Genomic DNA, 15,143 nt, shown 5'->3' on the forward strand with positions numbered 1-15,143 from the left:
GGTCATCCCGTCCAATCCATCCCGCGCCAGGAAGCATAGCCTCGACAGGCACCTCTACGCTCAGCGCCACCTGATCGAATGCTGCTTCTCCAAGCTCAAGCAGTTCAGGCGTGTCGCGACCCGCTTCGAGAAGACCGCGCGAAACTACCTCGCCATCGTCACAATCGCTGCCATCGTCCTGTGGATCAGGTAACTGTCCACACCACCTAGAGCGCGATCCGATCAGATTGAATCAATCTGATCGGTGAATCGCCCTCTAACTTGATGATAGAGAACGCGTTATCCGATCAGCTTGCGTTGCAAGCTGATCGGCGCGTGCTCTAGTCCGCCGCTCGTCCGCCCTGGATGAGGCCGGACAGCCGCTCCGCGACCCGCGCCACCGGCTCGGCCCAGGCGGCGCTGGCCGGCTGGCGGAACAGTTCCAGGCTCGGATACCACGGGCTGTCGCCGCGATCGCGCAGCCAGCGCCAATCGGGGGCGAACGGCAGCAGCACGCAGACCGGCCGTCCCATGGCCCCCGCCAGATGCACGATGGAGGTGTCCACCGCCACCACGTGGTCCAGCACCTCCAGGATCGCCATGGTGTCGGTGAAATCGGCGATCTCGGCGCCGAGATTGATCAGCGGGGCGGGGCCGTAATACTCCGCCACCTGCGCCATGGCCGGGCCGATCTGGAGCGAGACCAGCGCCGTGCGCTCCAGCCGGCCCAGCGGGGCCAGCGCCTGCAAGCTCATGGAGCGGTTGAAATCGTTGCCGTGCGTCGGCCGCCCGGCCCAGGCGAGGCCCACCGCCCGGAAGCCGCCGGGCACCAGTTCCGCCAGCCGCGCGCGCCACCGCGCCACCTTGGCCGGTTCGGCCCGCACATAGGGCACCGGGGCGGGGATGGAGCCGAGATCGGTGCCGAACAGGCGCGGCAGGCCGGAGAGCGGGCAATAGGCATCGAACGCCGGCACATGCTCCCAGCGGTCGAAATAGCCGGTGATGCCGCCTTGTTGCAGCACGATCGGCTGCATTTCCGAGCTGCACGCCATGATGAGGTTGGGGCAGAGCCGCGCCACCTGCGGGATGTAACGGCAGAACTGGATGGTGTCGCCGAAGCCCTGGTCGCCGATCAGCAGCAGCGTGCCGCCGGGCATGGGCGCGCCGTCCCACTGCGGCTTGTCCGCGTGCGGCAGCAGGCGCGCGGAATTGGGCAGGGAGAAGCGCCACTCATATTCGCGCCAGCCCTCGGCGAACTGGCCGTCCAGCAGCAGCGCCTCCGCCAGTTCGAAATGCGCGGGCGCCATCGCGGGATCGAGCGCCAGCGCGCGGCGGGCATAGGCGATGGCCGCGTCGATCTCCATGCGGTCGTAATGGATCACGCCGAGATTGTAATTGGCCCCCGCATCGTCCGGCGCCAGCTCCACCGCCCGCCTGCCGTGGGCCACCGCCGCGTCGAGCTGCGACTGGCCGCGGTAAAGCTCGCAGATGTTGCGATGGAAGATCGGCTGGTCCGGCGCCGCCCGGATCGCCCGCTCCAGCCGCGCGAGCGCCTCCGCCGGGCGCTTGCGCCTGTGCGACAGGAGGGCGGCCTGGTGCAGCGCCGGAGCATAGTCCGGCATGGCGGCGAGGATCTGGGCCAGGATCTGCTCGGCTTCCTCCAGCCGCCCCGCCTGCTCGTGGGCGTCCGCCTCGGCCTGCCACTCGTCGACGGTGCGCGAGAGGCCCGGGTTTGCCTGTCCCGCGCTAGCCATCGACGGAATAGCCCAGGCGCGCGATGGCCGGCTCCAGCATCGGGATCACCGGCGCCAGGTGCTTGAGATAGTGCCGGTAGCGATAGCGCGAACCGTCATACAGCTTCTCGGTCACCTGCGCGTAGCTGGCGGTGCGGGCATAGCGCTTGTTCTCGTGGAACTTCAGGCAGCGCTTGTCGAACGGCAGATCGGCGAAGGCCAGCATGCGGCGCACATGCGCCTCCTGGTCGTCGACGATGTCCTCATAGCGCACGGCGAGATACTTCAGCGCCATCTCGCGCCGGTAATGGTCCACGAGGTCCATCACCAGCAGATAGTGCCGAGCGATGGTCTCCAGTGCGTTGGCGCAATAGAAGCCGTGGGTCAGATGGTTGGAATAGACCGAGAGCACGATGTCCAGCGGATGGCGCAGCACATGGATCAGCGGCGCGTCGGGGAACATCAGCGCGATCAGCCCCATATGGGTCTCGTTGAGCGGCATCTTGTCGGTGAAGCGCGTGGCGCCGGGCTCGACGATGCCCAGTTGCCGGACACGCTGGAGATAATAGTCGCGCAAATTGTCCAGCCCCTCGCACTGGTCGCCCATCCACAGGTCGGCCAGCGCCTCGGGATAGGCCAGCGGGCTGTTCAGCATGCGCGGCATCAGATTGGCGATTTCGTGCACGAAGGTCAGCTCGTCGCCGGCGCAGACCTTGGGATGGGCGGAGAGGGTCTGCTCCACCATGGTCGTGCCCGAGCGCGGGAAGCCGAGGATGAAGATCGGCCGGGGGCCGGCCTCTACGGGCTTCGCGCGCGGCACGATGCGCAGGCGGCCGGCGGTGAAATAGGCCTTCAGCCGGGCGGCGAGATCGGCGGCATGCTCGGCCATGTAGGCCGTGCCGCTCAGCTCCACATTCTTGCGCTTGCCGGCGGCGAAGGCGGCGAAGGCCTCGTCATGGCGGCCCATCTTGTCCAGCAGCCGGCCCTTCTCCAGCAGCTCGTTGGTGCCGAGCCCGCCGCCCGGGCTCTGCCGCTCGATCCGCTCCAGGATGGCCAGCGCGCGGTCGTAATCCTTGGTGCGGCCGCGCACGATGGCCCGGTGCAGGAGGATGCTGGGATGGCCGGGGGCGACCGCCTCCGCCTGATCCAGCAGCGCATCGGCGCGGGCGAAATCGCGGTCGGTCTCCTCCATGCGCGCCCAGCCCAGCAGGGTTTGCAGCACGGTGGGGGCGGCCGCGAGGGATTCCTCGTAAAGCGCGCGGGCCTGCGCCATCTTGCCCTGGTTCTTCAGGTTCCAGGCGAGGTTGGCGAGCAGGATGGGCTGGCGCTGGCCCAGCAGTTCCAGCGCCCGGCGGTAATGGAACTCGCCCACCTGGGGCCGGTTGGCCTCGGTCAGGATCATGCCCATCAGATTGTGCGACTGCGGGTCCGCCGGGGCGATGCGCACCGCATTGCGGGCATGGACTTCCGCCTCGGCGAGGTCACCCTTGCCGAACAGCAGCAGCGCCAGCTCCTGGGTGGCCCACACATTGTTCGGGTCCAGCCCCACCAGCCGGCGCACCAGCGCCTCCGCCGCCGGGCCGGCGCCCTGCGCCTTGCGGATCTGGTAGAGGATGGCGAGCGCCCCGCCCTGCCCCGGCGCCAGCTCCAGCACCTCCAGGCACAGCCGCTCGGCCTCGGCGACCGCGCCGCGGCCATGGCTGGCGATGGCCTGGTCCACCAGCGGCAGCAGGTGCCGGCTGGCGGCCGCCGGCCCGAGCGTGCGCGGGTCCAACTGGCAGCAGCGCACCGGGCGCAGCCCGCTGCCGCAGGCACACAGATCGGGTTGCAAGGCGTTCATGGGCCGAATGTCCTGAAACCTGCCGAAGTGTCAACGCATGCCCCGGTCAGAACGACCAGGAGAATACTCCGGTCACCGCATTGTCCTGCACCGCGCTGGACAGGGTCCCGCGGTAGGAGAGGCCCAGCTTCACGCTGTCGCTGAGCTTCCAGTCCGCCCCCAGTTCCAGCAAAGCGGCATCGCGCGCCAGCGGCGCGCCGGTGACGCTGAAGCCGACGCCGGTGGTGGCGAAGGCCAGGCTCGCCGCCGGGTCGAGGTCGCCGAAGGCGTGCTGCCAGCCGAGCATCGCCCGCGGCACCAGCGTGATGCCGCCGCCCAACTGCCAGGTGGTGCCGAGCCTGAGGCCGAGGATGGAATAGGTGATGTCGGCGCTCAAACCCTGCACGCTCAGCGCCGCCGCCCCGCCGGCTTCGGTCGCCGTGCCGGTGTCGAGATGCACATAGGACAGGCCGGCGAACGGCTCCAGCGCCAAGGCGTTCCAGGTGAAACCATAGCCGACCTCGCCGAACACCTGCGCGGTGTGCGCGTCATAGCTGGAGCTGAGCGCGTTCTGGAAGCCGGGGAACAGCACCGTGCGGGCCATGTCCACGTCGCTCCAGCCATAGGCGCCGCCGAGCCGCAGGTTGAGCGGCCCGAAGGCGCGGCCGGCATAGAGGCCGAGCGTGTAGGTGCCGATCTGCGCCGAGCTGGCGCGGTCGGCGATGGTCAGGTCCGTATTGGTGTAGCCGCCCGCGATGCCGACCCGCCAGTCTTCGCCGATCCGGGCATCCATGCCGGTCAGGAAGCCGGAGCGGTCGTGGCTGACGGAGGCGGCGTTGCCGTTGCCGGCGATGCTGCCCCAGCCGCCGAACGCCTCGCCCCAGGCCACGAGGCGCGAAGCGGCGCCGTCCGCGACCGCCGCCTGGGAGGCCGGGCCGGCGATGGCCACCACGCCCGGCTGCGCCGCCAGGCCCGCGCCCGCCGCGCCATAGCCCAGCGCCGCGGCGGAGCCCGCCGCCGGGCCGCCCGCGCCGAGCGCGGCGACGGCGCCGCCGGCATCGCCATAGGCATCCTGCCGCAGCCTGTTCATCAGCGTCTGCGGCACCACGCGGCTGTCGTCCAGCAGCGCCGTGCCGACGCTGGCATAGGCCTCGCCCGACAGCATGGTGAAGGCGGTGCGAGCGCCGGCCACGCTCTGCCCGACCACCGCCTGGTAGAGCGCCGAGCCCGCGCCGCCGTCCTGCACCGCATTGGCGGTGTTGAACTGGTTGCGCGTCGTCGCCACGCTGGCGAAGCGCACCGGCTGGGTGCCGGTGGACAGCGTCAGCGAGACCGTCTGCGCGCCGTAGCTGAGCTGCGGGATGAGGAAGGCGAGATCGCTGGTGACGCTGGAGAACTGCCCGCTCAGCGCCGTGGCGGTGAGGATGGAATAGGTGGTGGAGGCCTGGTAGGAGCCGGTGGCGGCGAGCACCGCGAGCGTCCCGCTCAACGTTGCCGTTCCGCTGATCAGCAGTTGCGAGCTCTGGCCGGCGGGGTTCACCGCCACCTGCAAGGTGCCGCCCGCCGCCTGGACGAAATTGCCGGTGAGCCGGAGCGCGCTGCCGGCGGCGCCGGGCTGGAGCGTGCCGGAATTGGTGACCTGGCCGATGGTCCAGCTGCCCGAGGCGGTCCACGCCGCGCCGCCGGCGATGGCGAGCGCGCTGCCGGCGCCAAAATTGGCGATGGTGCTGGACAGCGTGCCCGTGCCGGTGAGCGTGATCTGCCCGGCGCCCGTGCCGCCGTCGATGCCGCCGTTCAGCACCGAGCCGGTGGCGAGGGTGAGGCTGTTCACGCCGGCATCGAACTGGACCGCGATCCCGCCGGTGCCGGTGATGGTGCCGCTGCTGGTGGCGCTGGCGCCGGTGCCGGTGAACAGCAGGCCAACCACGCCGCCGATGCTGCCGGAATTGGTCAGCACCGCATTGCTGCCCAGCGCCAGGCCGGCGATGGCGTCGTCGAGGATGGTGCCGGAATTGACCACCGTGCCGCCGGCGCCGACCTGCACGCCGTAGATGCCGCCCTGGATGAAGCCGCTGTTGCTCAGCGTCCCGCCGGCGCCGAGGTTCACGCCGGTGTCGGCGGTGCCGATGATGGTGCCGCTGTTGCTGACGGTGCCGCCGCCGGTCACCCCGTTGACGAGGCCGACCACCACGCCGCTGTTGCCGAAGCTGCCGCTGTTGGCGAGCGAGCCGGTGCCGGTGATGGTGCCGGAATTGGTCATGCTGCCGGAATTGATGAGCGTGCCGTTGTTGATCAGCGAGCCCTGGTTGGCGAAGCTGCCGGCGTTGGCAATGCTGCCGGTGACGGTCAGCGTGCTGGCGTTGATCAGCGTGCCGCCGGTGTTGAGCCCGCCGCCGATGGTGGACGGGCCGTCCGCCGACACCAGGCCGCCGTTGTTGAGCGTGGCGCCGGCATCCACCTGAATGATGCCGTTGAGGGTGCCAAGGCTGCTCAGCGTGCCGAAGACGACCACCGGGTTGGTGATGGTGGTGTTGGCGTCCAGCGTCTGGGTGGCGTTCAGGAACGCCACGGAGCTGAAGCCGATGGCCTGGACGTTCGACAGGCTGGCGCCGCCCTGGATGGCCAGCGTGTTCACCCCCAGCGTGCCGTCGGCGATGCCGATCAGCACGCTGCCGCTCTCCAGGATCAGGCGGTTGGTGCCGCCGGCGAACTTCACCGCCGTGCCGCCGGCGCCGGACAGGGTGCCGAAATTGTCGATGGTGCCCGAGGCGCCGCCGCTGAACAGCACGCCGACGCCGGCCGTCCCGGTGCCCGAGATGGTGCCGGTATTGGTGATGGTCGCGGTGCCGCCGGCCACGCTCACGCCCGCCGTGGCGCCGGTGATGAGGCCGGAATTGGTGACCAGCCCGCCGGCGGCCAGCGCCACGCCCGCGCCCGTGAGGCCGGCCACCGTGCCGGAATTGCTGACCGTGCCCGCCCCGGAGAAGGCGATGCCGGTTGCCCCGCCCTGGATGAGCGCCGCGCCGCCGGTGTTGCCGACGGTTCCCGAGGAAAGCGCGATGGCGGTGCCGGCGGGGTCGCTCGCCAGGATGGTGCCGGCATTGACGACGACGTTGCCGCCGCTGCCGCCGGTGACGCCCGCGAGCACGCCGGTGATGCGGCCCGCCGCCTGGTTGCTCACCGACCCGGCGGCGGCCAGCGTCACCGTGGCGGCGACGGTGCCGCTGTTGGTGAAGCTGCCGCTGTTGGTGAACACGCCGGTGCCGCGGATGGTGCCGCTGTTGGACATGCCGCCGGCATTGTCCAGCAGGCCGGTGTTCAGCAGGTCGCCCAGATTGGCGAACACGCCGGTGCTGGCGAGCGTGCCGGTGTTCGCCAGGGTGCCGGAGCTGGTGAGCGTGCCGGAACTGAGCAGCTGCCCATCATTGTCTAGGATCGCGCTGCTAGCCAACGCGCCGAGATTGACCAGCGTGCTGAGGTTGGCGAACGAGCCGCTGTTGGCGATGGTGCCGCTGTTGGTCGAGCTGGCGGTGACCGACACCACGCCGCTGGTGACCAGCGTCGCGCCGCCGATGACGGTGACCTTGCCGTTCAGCGTGCCCCGGTTGGTCAGCGTGCCGGAAATCACCGTCGGGTTGGTGATGGTGGAGCCGGCATCGATGGCCGAGGTGGCGTCGATGAAGCCCACATACTGGAAGCCGATGGCCGTGACGCTCGAAAGCGTCGCGCTGTCGCGCACGATCAGCGAATTGGTGCCAAGGCTGCCGTCGGCGATGCCGACGAGCGTGCTGCCGCCTTCCAGGATCAGCTGGTTGATGCCACCGGCGAATTTCACCGCCGTGCCGCCGGCCCCCGAGATGGTGCCGAAATTGTCGATCGTGCCCGATGCGCTGCCGGTGAACAGGATGCCCACGCCGGTCGTCCCGGTGCCGGAAATGGTGCCGGTGTTGGTGATGGTCGCCGTGCCGCCGGCGATCCGGATGCCTGCGGCCCCGCCGCTGATGCGGCCGCTGTTGGAGATCGACCCGCCCAGCGCCAGCGCCACGCCATAGCCCAGCACGCCGGCAATGCTGCCGGCGTTGATCAGCGTGCCCAGCCCGCCGATGCTCACGCCGTCGCGCCCGCCGGAGACCAGCGAGGCGGTGCCCGCATTGCTCACGCCGGCGACCCCGGTGAGCAGGATGCCGGTGCCCGCCGTGCCGCTGGCGCTGATGGTGCCCGCATTGCTCACGCTGGCGCCGCTGCCGGTGACGCCGGCCAGGGCGCCGGTGATGATGCCGCCCGCCTGGTTGTCCACCGCGCCGCTGGCGGCGAGCGTGACCGTGCCGGAGATGCTGCCGCTGTTCGCCAGCAGGCCGGCGTTGGTGAGCGCGCCGGCCACCGTCAGCGTGCCGGTATTGGTCAGGGTGCCGCTGTTGGTCAGCGTGGTGAGCGCCAGGGTGCCGCCCAGGGTCCAACTGGCCGGGCTGTCCACGGTCACATACTGGAAATTGGCGGCGGTGAGCGTTCCGGTGCCGGAGGCGAATTGCAGGGTGTTGCTGCCCGCGCCGCCATCCACCGTGCCGACGAAGGCCGCCCCGTCGAGCACCCGCAGCACGTCGTTGCCGCCGCCGAACTGCACCGCGGTGCCGGCGGTGCCGGCGATGGTGCCGCTGTTGATCAGCGTATTGTCGAAGGCGCCGGAGAACAGGATGCCGGTGGCGCCGCGGATCGTGCCCTGGTTGGTGACGGTGCCGGCGCCGCCGGCGATGTAGACGCCCGTGGTGCCGCCGGAGATCAGCCCGGTGGCGGCATTGGCGACGCTGCCCCCGGCCAGCAGGGCGACGCCGCGCACGCCGCCGGAGATGGTGCCGTCATTGGCCACCGTGCCGGCGGCGCCGAGGATGCGCACGCCGTGCAGCCCGCCGCTGATCAGCGCGGCGCTGCCGGAATTGGTGATGCTGCCGCCGGCGGAAAGATAGACGCCGGTGCCCAGCACGCCGGTGATGGTGCCGGCATTGGTCAGCGTCCGCGCCGCCCCCCCGGTCCCCACCACGCCGTCCACGGAACCGCGCACCATGGCCCCGGCGGCATTGGCCAGCACGCCGGTGCCGGACAGGGTGACGCTGCCCAGCAGGTCGCCGTTATTGAGCAGCGTGCCCTGGTTGACGATGGAATCGAGATTGGCGAGCGTGCCGGAATTGATCAGCGTGCCGGCATTGGTGATGGTGGCGAGGCTCTCGGTGCCGGTCAGCGTCCAGCTGGCGCCCGCGCCGACGATGAGGATCTCGAAATTGCTGAAGCCGGCGGACGAGCCGCTGCCCGACACCAGCTCGATCGTATCCACGCCGGCGCCGCCATCCACCCCGCCGCTGAACGCCGCGCCCGACAGGATCCGCAACAGGTCGTTGCCGCCGCCGAAACCCACCGCCAGGGTGCCGCCGGAGATCGTGCCGCTGTTCACCAGGGTGTTGTTGAAGGTTCCCCCACTGTCGGAGAAGCGCACGCCCACGCTCGATCCGGCAATGGTGCCGGCATTGTCGATGGTGGTGCCGGCGGTGCCGCCAGCGAGCACACCATAGGCCCCGCCGGAGATGACGCCGCTCGCCAGATTGGTGACGGCGCCCGCCCCGGTCAGCGTCACCACGCCGGAGATGGTGCCGCTGTTGGCCAGCCCGCCGGCCGCGGTGAACACGCCGGCGGTGGTGATGAACGCCCCGGTATTGGTGAAGGTGCCGGTGCTGGCGAGGGTGCCGGTGTTGGTCAGCGTGCCGGCATTGGTCAGGGTCGGGACCGAGAGCGCGGCCCCGAAGCTCCAGGAGGCCCCCGCGTCCACGGCGACGGTGGTGAAATTGGCGAAGGCGGGCGCGGCGCCGCTGCCGGAGACGAACTCCAGCGTGTTCGCGCCCGCGCCGCCATCCACCAGGCCGGTGAAGGACGCCCCCGCCAGCACCAGCATCAGGTCGTCGCCGGCGCCGAAGCGCACCGCCGTGCCGCCGTTGCCGATGATCGTGCCGCTGTTGACCAGCGTGCCGGCCGTGCTGCCGCTGAAGGCGACGCCCACGCCCGCGGTGCCGAAGGCGGCGATGGTGCCGGCGTTGGTGACCATGCCGCCGGCCATCTCGATGCCCGCGGCGAAGCCGTAGATGGCGGCGGCGGCATAATTGGTCACCGCGGCCAGGCCCGTCGCCCGGATGCCGACGCCGGCCGCGCCGGAGCCGGCGATGCCGCCGCTGTTCAGCACCGTTCCGCTGGCGGTCAGCACGCCCACCGGGCCGTAGATGGCGCCCGTCGCGGCATTGGTCAGCGTGCCGGAGGCGAGCGAGACGCCGGCCGTGGTGTAGCCGGCGATCAGGCCGGCATTGGAGATGGTGCCGGCGCCCTGGATGACCACGCCGCTGTCGGCGCCCATGACGAGGCCGGTGGCGCGGTTGGTGAGGCTGCCGCCGACCGCGTACATCATCACGCCGAACTGGCTGGTGCCGATGATGCTGCCTTCGTTGACCACCAAGCCGCCGTTCGCCGCCGTGCCGGCGAAGCGCACGCCGGTGGAGCCGGTGATCACCGCGGCGGTGCCCTGGTTGGTGATGGTGCCGCCGACCGCCGAGGCGATGCCGATGGCCGAGCCGCCGATGACGCCGGCGTTGGTCAGCGTGCCGGTGCCGCCGGCGGCCCAGGTCACGCCGGTGGTGGCGCTGGTGATATAGGCGCCGGCCGCGTTGGTCAGCACGCCGGCGCCGGTCAGCGTCACGGCGGCGGCGATGGAGCCCTGGTTGAGGAGCGTTCCGGCATTGGTCAGCACGCCGCCGGCGCCGATGGTGGCGGCGCTGGTGATGGTCCACTGCGCGCCGGCATCCACGTTCACGACGGAGAAATCGGCGAAGGACTGCGTGATCGTGCCGGCATTGCCCAGCGTGTCGGCGGCAAGCTCCAGCGTATCGGTGCCGCCGCCGCCGATGACCGCGCCCGAGATCACCGAGGTGGGCGCCAGCACCAGCAGGTCGTTGCCCGCGCCGAACTGGATGGCGGTGCCGCCGTTGCCGATGATCGTCCCGGCATTGGTCAGCGTGTTGCTGAACGTGCCGGTGCCGAACGAGACGCCGATGCCCGCCGTCCCGGTGCCGCTGATGGTGCCGGAGTTGGTCACCGTTCCCGCTGCGCCGTTGACCAGCACGCCGTAGTACGCGCCGGAGATGGTCGCGCCGGCGCCGCTGTTGGTGACCACCCCGCCGGCGTCCAGCCGCACGCCGGTCATCCGCGTGCCGAGGATGGTGCCGGAATTGGTCACCGTGCCCCGGGCGCCGGTGCTGCTGGCATCCTGGAACATGACGCCGGTATAGCCGGAGATCAGTGCGGCGGTGCCGCTGTTGGTGACGCTGCCGCCGTCGAGCATCGCCACGCCGAAGATGTAGGTGCTGGCGGGCAGCGCCCCGCCATTGGTGTAGGTGCCGGCGATGGTGCCTTCGTTGGTCACGACGCCGGTGCCGGTGAACACCGTGACGCCGCTCTGCCCACCGGTGATGGAGGACGCCGTGCCGCTGTTGGTGACGGTTCCGCCGGCGAGGAGATAGACGCCGGTGGAAGTGCCGCAGGTGCCCCGGATCGCGCCGGAATTGGTCACCACCACGGGGTTGTTGAAGCCTGAGATGCCGCTGCAATCGCCGGCGATGACGCCGGTCAGGTTGTTGAAGACGGTGCCGCCGGCCAGCATCAGAATGCCGTCGCCGGCCGTGCCGAGGATGGTGCCGTCGTTGGTGACGGTGCCGCCGACGTTCTGCATGTAGACGCCGCTGCGGTCGCCGGTGATGCGCGCGGCGGAGCCGATGTTGGTGACCGACCCGCCATCCACGAGCGCGACGCCGTCGCCATAGGCGCTGTGGATGGTGCCGTAATTGGTCACCGTCGCCGCCGCGCCCTGGGCGAAGACGCCGGCGGACCCGCCGGAGATCAGCGCCGTCAGGCCGGCGTTGTTCACCGTGCCGCCGGCATCCAGGAAGATGCCCATCCCCGCCGTGCCGCCGCGGATGGTGCCGGTGTTGTGGATGGTGCCCAGGCCGTCCATCGTCTTGATGCCGATGCCCGCCGTCCCGGTGCCCTCGATGGTGCCGGCGTTCGAGATCGACACCGACATCACGTTGGTGGTGGTGCCGTTGGAGATCAGAATGCCGGCAAGCCCGCCGCTGATCAGCGAGGCGGTGCCGAAATTGATGATCACGCCGTTGGTGGTCTGGTCGGCGCCGTAGCCGGCGACGCCGACGATGGTGCCTTCGTTGCGCAGCAGCGAGCCGGCGTTGCGCAGTTGCACCCCGGTCAGCGCGCCCTCGATCCGCGCGGCGGTGCCGATGTTGGTGACGGTGTCGGTGTTGAAGCTGTAGACGCCGACGCCGCTGGTCCCGATCGCGCGGATGGTGCCGGAATTGGTCAGCGTGCCGCCGAACATCATGACGCCGTACACGACGCCGGTGATCCGGCCGGTGGCGTCGTTGGTGATGATGTTGTTGCCGCCGTTCGAGCGGATGCCGTTGGTGGCCGTGCCGGTGATGGTGCCGCTGTTGAGCAGCGTGCCGGTGGCGAGCTGGAGGCCGGAGGCGCCGGACAGGATGGCGCCGGCGTGGTTGACCACCGTGCCCATGTCGATGTTGACGCCGTAGCCGGCGGCGGAGGAGATCAGGCCATAATTGATCACCGTGGCATTGACGCCGAGGGTGGAGGCGAAGCTGACGCCGCCGGAGGCGCCGGTGATGGTGCCGGTGGCGGCATTGGTGACGCTGCCGGCGGCGGACGAGATCAGCACGCCGACGCCGGAGGAGGCGGTGATCGTCCCGGCGTTGGTCACCGTGCCGGCGGCGTTGCTGATGACGACGCCGGTGCCGCCGCTGATGAGCGAGGCCGTGCCCGTGTTGGCGACGCTGCCGCCGGCATTCAGGAGGATGGCGGTGCCGCCGGCGACGATGGTGCCCGCGTTGGTCACGACGGGGGTGGTGGCGCTGCCGGCATAGACGCCGGTGCCGGTGGTGGAGATCAGGCCGCTGGACTGGTTGTCCAGCACGCCGCTGCCGGTCAGCGTCACGGTGCCGGAAATGCTGCCCGTATTGACCAGCAGGCCGCCGTTTCGGAGCACCCCGGAGGTGGTGACCAGCAGGCCGGCATTGCTGAGCGTGCCGCTGCTGGCCAGCGTGCCGCTGTTGGTGAGCGTGACGCCGGAGGCGACGGTGTTGGCGCCGGTGAAGGCCCAGCTCGCGCCGCTGTTGACCTGGACCAGCCCGAAATTGGTGAAGCTGGCGCCGCCGAGCCCGGTGAAGCTGCCGCCGGTGCCGCTGAACGCCAGGGTGTTGGTGCCGCTGCCGCCGTCCACCACGCCGATGAAGGTGGCGCCGGCCTGGAGGGTCAGAAGGTCGTCGCCGCCGCCGAACGCCACCGCCTTGGTGCCGCCGGAGATAGTGCCGCTGTTGGTGAGCGTGTCGTTGTAGCTGCCGGCGGCGAACACGACGCCATAGTTCGATCCGACGATCCGGCCCGCGTTGCTCACCACGCCGGTGCCGGAGGAGACCAGGATGGCCCGGTCGCTGGAGGAGATCAGCGAGGCGGTGCCGGAATTGGTGACGGTGCCGCCCTTTTCCAGATAGACGCCGTAGGCGGCGCCCGAGCTGGCGGTGGCCGAGATGGTGCCGGCGTTGGTCAGGGTGCCCGCCGCACCCTTGATGCCGACGGCGACGTAGTCGCTCAGGATCTTGGATGCCGTGCCCTGGTTGGTGATCCTGCCGCCGTTGAGCAGGAACACACCAACATTGCCCGAGACCGTGCCCGCGTTGAGCAGGATGCCGGTCGCGCCGGCGAGCGAGAACACGCCGACGCCGGCAGAGGGGCCGGTGATGACGCCGCCCGCCAGATTGCTCACCGCGCCGCTGCCGGAGAGCGTCACCGTTCCCGCGATGCTGCCGGAATTGGTCAGCGTGGTAGTGCTCACCAGCGTCCCGGTGGCGGTCAGCGTGCCTGCGTTGATGAAGGTGCCGGAACTGGTCAGCGTGCCGCCGGCGGCGATGGTCAGGTTCCCGCTGTTGGTCATGGACATGGACGCGGCGACCGTGTTGGCCCCGGTGAACGTCCAATTGGCGCCGGCCAGCACCGCCGCCTGCTCGAAATTGATGAAGCCGGAGCCGCCCAGCCCGGTGAAGCTCGCGGCCGACGTGCCGCCGAATTCCAGCTTGTCGGTTCCAGCCCCGGCGTCCACCGCCCCGGTGATGACCGAGCCCGGCAGCAGGCGCACCAGATCGTCGCTGCTGCCGCCGAAGCGCACAGCGGTGCCGCCATTGCCGATGATCGTGCCGCTGTTGATCAGCGCGCCGCCGCTCGCCAGCGAGATGCCGAGCGCCGACGCGCCGCTGGCGATCGTCCCGGAATTGGTGATGGTGGCCGCCGCCAGGGCGGTCAGCACGCCGGTGCCCCCGGAGCCGGTGGCGAGGATGGTGCCGGCGTTCGACAGCGAGCCGCCATTGGCCATGTAGACGCCGAGCGCGACACCGGAGATCGTGCCCGTGGCGGTGTTGCTGATCAGGCTGGCGGAGGTGTTCGAGCGGACGCCGGCGCTGTCGACGCCACTGGTCCCCGTGCCGGTGACGACGCCGCTGTTGGCCAGGGTGGCGGTTCCGAGGCCCAGCTGGACGCCGCCATAGCCGGTGATGGTGCCCCCGGCATTGTTGGTGATCGTGCCCTGGTCGACATTCACGCCGAAGCCGGTGCCGCCGGAGATCCGCCCGCTGTTGGTCACCGTGGCGTCGACGCCCCCGGTGGACCCGAAGGTGACACCGCTGGTGGCGCCGGAAATGACGCCGGTGACGGCGTTGGTCACGTTGCCGCCGGCATACCAGACGGCGACGGCCGCGTTGCCGGTGCTGGTGATGGTGCCGGCATTGATCACCGTGCCGGCCACGTCCCTGAAATAGACGCCGTAGCCGCCGGCGGTGATGGACGAGGCCGTGCCGCTGTTGGTCACGGAGCCGCCGCTGGACATGTAGATGCCCTGGTTGCTGCCGGTGATGCGGCCGCCGTTGACGACGGCGCCCGCCGCGCCGGAAATCCGCACGCCGGTCTGGCCGGAGATCAGCGAGGCGGTGCCATTGTTGGTGACGACGCCGCCGCCGTCGAGCGAGATGCCGGCCCCCGACGAGCCGGCCACGGTGCCCTGGTTGGTCACCGTCCAGGCGTTCGCCGCGCTGCCGGTGATGCCCGTGCTCGGCCCGCTGACCGTGGTGGCGGCGGTGACGAGGAAGCTGGTGAAGCCGGGATAGGAATCCAGGGTGATGCCGCTGGTGGTGGCCGGCAGCGTCTGGGTCTGGCCCCGCGCCGGGCCAGGCAGCGTGACGCCCAGGGTCAGCACCACCGGCGCGAGCATCAGCGCCACGGTGGCGCAACTGCTCAGCAAGGCGTCCACGCCGCCACGCAGCCGCCGCCCCGGCCGGGCGGCCGCGCAGGAAGCGGCGATCGCTGTGGACACAGCAGGACGCATGCTTGGCCTTATCCCCCGATAGCCGACGCAAACTCCCGGGGCGACCCGTATGAAATACCCACTCCGCGACGCCGGTGCATCACGGCCCACATGCGGACACGGCGCCTCCGGAACAGCGGTGAGAGTG

At 70.5% G+C, this 15,143-nt stretch carries 4 protein-coding genes; 1 reads left to right on the top strand and 3 read right to left on the bottom strand.

The annotated features are described in order from the left end of the window. A partial coding sequence (locus YU1_RS0119535) for an IS5/IS1182 family transposase (protein WP_029005526.1) occupies positions 1–193 on the top strand: 193 nt, incomplete at its 5' end. Positions 194–320: 127 nt separating this feature from the next. Here the strand turns inward: YU1_RS0119535 and YU1_RS30245 are convergent. Genes YU1_RS30245 through YU1_RS0119550 form a run of 3 tightly spaced genes read right to left on the bottom strand, consistent with a single transcriptional unit; the run spans position 321 to position 15,016 of the window. After that, positions 321–1,733 carry a tetratricopeptide repeat protein gene (locus tag YU1_RS30245; protein ID WP_051357044.1) on the bottom strand — a complete coding sequence of 471 codons (1,413 nt, stop codon included), beginning with the start codon at positions 1,731–1,733 and terminating at the stop codon, positions 321–323. After that, positions 1,726–3,552: a tetratricopeptide repeat-containing sulfotransferase family protein gene (locus YU1_RS0119545; RefSeq protein WP_029005527.1), complete on the bottom strand. Its 1,827-nt coding sequence runs from the start codon at positions 3,550–3,552 to the stop codon at positions 1,726–1,728. The genes YU1_RS30245 and YU1_RS0119545 overlap by 8 nt, the downstream gene beginning before the upstream one ends. Before the next feature lie 46 nt (positions 3,553–3,598). Further along, a complete protein-coding gene (locus YU1_RS0119550) occupies positions 3,599–15,016 on the bottom strand; it encodes a hypothetical protein (protein WP_156922278.1) in 11,418 nt (3,805 codons plus the stop codon). Between the last annotated feature and the right edge of the window lie 127 nt (positions 15,017–15,143).

The organism is Azorhizobium doebereinerae UFLA1-100, assembly GCF_000473085.1.
In the GTDB taxonomy this organism is placed as follows: domain Bacteria; phylum Pseudomonadota; class Alphaproteobacteria; order Rhizobiales; family Xanthobacteraceae; genus Azorhizobium; species Azorhizobium doebereinerae.